This window comes from Mycobacterium sp. TH-M82 (assembly GCF_057473605.1).
This window is the reverse complement of sequence record NZ_JBYCKY010000878.1, coordinates 1-3,440: the sequence shown is the minus strand read 5'-3', so window position 1 is coordinate 3,440 and position 3,440 is coordinate 1. Positions and strand designations below refer to the sequence as shown.

The 3,440-nt window shown below is 69.3% G+C and carries 3 protein-coding genes and 1 pseudogene; 3 read left to right on the top strand and 1 reads right to left on the bottom strand.

Annotation, left to right across the window (positions count from 1 at the left end):
• From thiC to AC2VON_RS25500, 3 genes are all read left to right on the top strand, one after another.
• Nucleotides 1-1,077: phosphomethylpyrimidine synthase ThiC (thiC, locus tag AC2VON_RS25510; protein ID WP_486955306.1), on the top strand; the 1,077-nt coding region annotated here is incomplete at its 5' end.
• Between the two features lie 8 nt (nt 1,078-1,085).
• A complete protein-coding gene (gene thiD / locus AC2VON_RS25505; RefSeq protein WP_486955305.1) occupies nt 1,086-1,925 on the top strand; it encodes a bifunctional hydroxymethylpyrimidine kinase/phosphomethylpyrimidine kinase in 840 nt (279 codons plus the stop codon).
• The gene (locus AC2VON_RS25500) at nt 1,922-2,536 is read left to right on the top strand and encodes an alpha/beta hydrolase family protein (RefSeq protein ID WP_486955304.1); all 615 of its coding nucleotides are present in this window, start codon (nt 1,922-1,924) and stop codon (nt 2,534-2,536) included. Before thiD ends, AC2VON_RS25500 begins: the two co-directional genes overlap by 4 nt.
• 15 nt (nt 2,537-2,551) lie before the next feature.
• Here the strand turns inward: AC2VON_RS25500 and AC2VON_RS25495 are convergent.
• Nucleotides 2,552-3,440 (bottom strand): annotated as a pseudogene (locus tag AC2VON_RS25495) (hypothetical protein); the annotation flags it as partial.

Genomic DNA, 3,440 nt, shown 5'->3' with positions numbered 1-3,440 from the left:
TGGATCCTGCGCAACTCGCCGGTGCCGGTCGGCACCGTGCCGATCTACCAGGCGCTGGAGCAGGTCAAGGGCGACCCCACCAAGCTGACCTGGGAGCTCTACCGCGACACCGTGATCGAACAATGCGAACAGGGTGTCGACTACATGACCGTGCACGCCGGGGTGCTGTTGCGCTACGTGCCGCTGACCGCCAACCGGGTCACCGGGATCGTGTCCCGAGGCGGCTCGATCATGGCGGCGTGGTGCTTGGCGCATCACCGGGAATCGTTCCTCTACACCAACTTCGAGGAGCTTGCCGACATCCTGGCCGGCTACGACGTGACGTTCTCGCTGGGCGACGGGTTGCGCCCCGGGTCGATCGCCGACGCCAACGACCAGGCGCAGTTCGCCGAGCTGCGTACCCTGGGCGAGCTGACCAAAGTCGCCAAAGCCCGTGGCGCCCAGGTGATGATCGAAGGCCCGGGACACGTCCCGATGCACAAGATCGTCGAGAACGTGCGAGCCGAAGAGGAGTTGTGCGAGGAGGCTCCGTTCTACACGCTGGGCCCGCTGGCCACCGACATCGCCCCGGCCTATGACCACATCACCTCGGCGATCGGCGCGGCGATCATCGCCCAGGCCGGCACCGCGATGCTGTGTTACGTCACCCCCAAGGAGCACCTGGGCCTGCCCGACCGCGACGACGTCAAAGCCGGCGTGATCGCCTACAAGATCGCCGCTCACGCCGCCGACCTGGCCAAGGGCCACCCGCACGCGCAAGCCCGTGACGACGCTTTGAGCACCGCCCGGTTCGAGTTCCGCTGGTATGACCAGTTCGCGTTGTCACTGGACCCCGACACGGCTAGGGAGTTCCACGACGAGACACTGCCCGCCGAGCCGGCGAAGTCCGCGCACTTCTGCTCGATGTGCGGGCCGAAGTTCTGCTCGATGCGGATCAGCCAGGACGTGCGCGACTATGCCGCCGAACACGGTTTGGACAGCGAGGAAGCCATCGACGCCGCCATCGCCCAGGGCATGGCCGAAAAGTCACGCGAGTTCGCTGAACACGGCAACCAGGTGTATCTCCCGATCGCCTAGCTCGACCAGTGGATTTCCTGCCGCTGGCCTCGCCCGGAGTCACTCCTCCGCGGGTGCTGACGATCGCCGGCTCGGATTCCGGCGGCGGCGCCGGCATCCAGGCCGACCTGCGCAGCATGGCGCTGCTCGGCACGCACGGCTGCGTCGCGGTGACCGCGGTGACGGTGCAGAACACGTTGGGCGTCAAGGGTTTCCACGAGATCCCGGTTGACATGGTGGCCGGGCAGATGAAGGCGGTGGCCGACGACATCGGCATCCAGGCGGCCAAGACCGGAATGCTGGCGTCCGGGCAGATCATCACCGCGGTGGCACAGACCTGGCCGGCCCTCGGGTTGTCGGTGCCGCTGGTGGTCGACCCGGTGTGTGCGTCGATGCACGGCGATGCGCTGCTGGCGCCGTCGGCGCTGGATTCGTTGCGGGACAAGCTGTTTCCACTGGCCACCCTGGTGACCCCGAACCTGCACGAGGTGCGGCTGCTGGTCGGGGTCGACGTCGTAGACGCGCAGACGCAGCGCGCGGCCGCCGAGGCACTGCGTGCGCTGGGCCCGCGGTGGGTGCTGGTCAAGGGCGGACACCTGCCGTCGACGCCGCACAGCCCCGACCTGCTCTACGACGGCACCCGGTTCCACCACTTCGACGCGCCGCGGGTCGACACCGGCGACGACCACGGCGCCGGCGACACCCTGGCCGCGGCGGCGGCCTGCGCCCTGGCGCACGGCTACACCGTGCCGGACGCCGTGGCGTTCGCCAAGCGGTGGGTGACCGAGTGCCTGCGCGCCGCCTACCCGCTGGGCCACGGGCACGGCCCGGTGTCGCCGCTGTTTCGCTTGGCCCGGTGCATCCGGTGAACCTGGAAACCATTGCGGGCATTGCCCATCGACCCGGCGGCATCCCCGCCGGCGTGGTGGTGTTGACCCACGGCGCCGGCGGCAACCGGGAATCGCCACTGCTGGTGCGGGTCTGCGACGAGTGGGCGCGACGCGGCTGGCTGGCGGTCCGCTACAACCTGCCGTATCGGCGGCGCCGGCCCAACGGACCACCCGGGGGTTCCGGGGCCACCGACCGGGCCGGGATCGTCGAGGCGGTCGCCCTGGCCCGCGAGCTGGCCGACGGCCCGCTGATCGCCGGCGGGCATTCCTACGGCGGCCGGCAGACGTCGATGGTGGTGGCCGGCGGGCAGGCGGCGGTGGCTGGGCTGACGCTGTTCTCCTATCCGGTGCATCCGCCCGGCAAGCCGGAGCGCACCCGCACCGAGCACCTGCGGAATATCACCGTGCCGACGGTGTTCACCCACGGCAGCTCCGACCCGTTCGCCAGCATCGGCGAGGTGCGCGCCGCTGCCGCGCTGATTCCGGCGCCGACCGAGGTCGTCGAGATCGCCGGCGCCCGGCACGATCTGGGCTCCAAGCGGGTCGACGTGGCCGCACTGGCGGTCGACGCGGCGCTTCGGCTGGTGTAGCCGCGGCCGGATTCGCTAGCCGCCGAAGAACTCGGCCGGATCGAGCAGCAGCGCGCCCAGGTCAACCAACGTCATGCTCGGGGTGGACTGGACCAAGTCGGACATGTTCGCCCATTCGTTGGCAGCCTGCGTGCCCAGTTCGGTCGGGAAGTTGTCGTTGGCGGTCAGCACCGCCGTCGCCAGGTCGTCGCGGGCGTTGAGGAACCCGGCGATGATTCCGGTGTTCGGGCCGAGCAGCGCGTCGTCGAGGGCCGTGCCGAGGTGCTGTCCGGGCAGCAGCAGTGACAGCGCCGTTCGCGCAACGGCGTACTCCATGGGCAGGCTGATGTCGCTGAATGCCAGCGGCAGGTTGTTGACGATCGCCGACAGGCTGTCGGACGGGTTGGTGAAGATGTCGTGCTCGACGGCGCTCCAGTCCGGGCTCAACGCGTCGGTGAACCTCAGCGCCAGCGGAGTGGACGGCTGCTCACCGAACGCCTCCTGGAAATTGTCGCTGCCCATCAGCCCCTTGAGCCCGTACAGCAGCGATTCCTGCAGCACCCAGCCGGGTTGGTCGTGCATCCGGGACGAATCCAGGGCGTAGTCGTAGGAGAACACGCGTTGCGCCATGTCGGCCGCGTATTCCTCCGGGTTGACGGTGGGGGTGTCGGCGGGCAGGTGGTCGGCCACGTCGGCCACCGGTACCACCTTGGTCGTCACGTCCAGGCCGTCGCCGTCGGTGCCGTCGGGGATGTTCTCGAACCGGGCGAATATCTCACCCTTGGTGACGCCGCTGCTGTCCAGCCAGTTAGCCACACCGGGATTGGTTGCGCTGACCACGTAGTAGGTGTAGCCGTCCGGGTCGTGGAACGCGGTGGTGTTGTTCAGCGTGGTCTGCGCCAGGGTGGAGGGCAGCCCCCCGCCG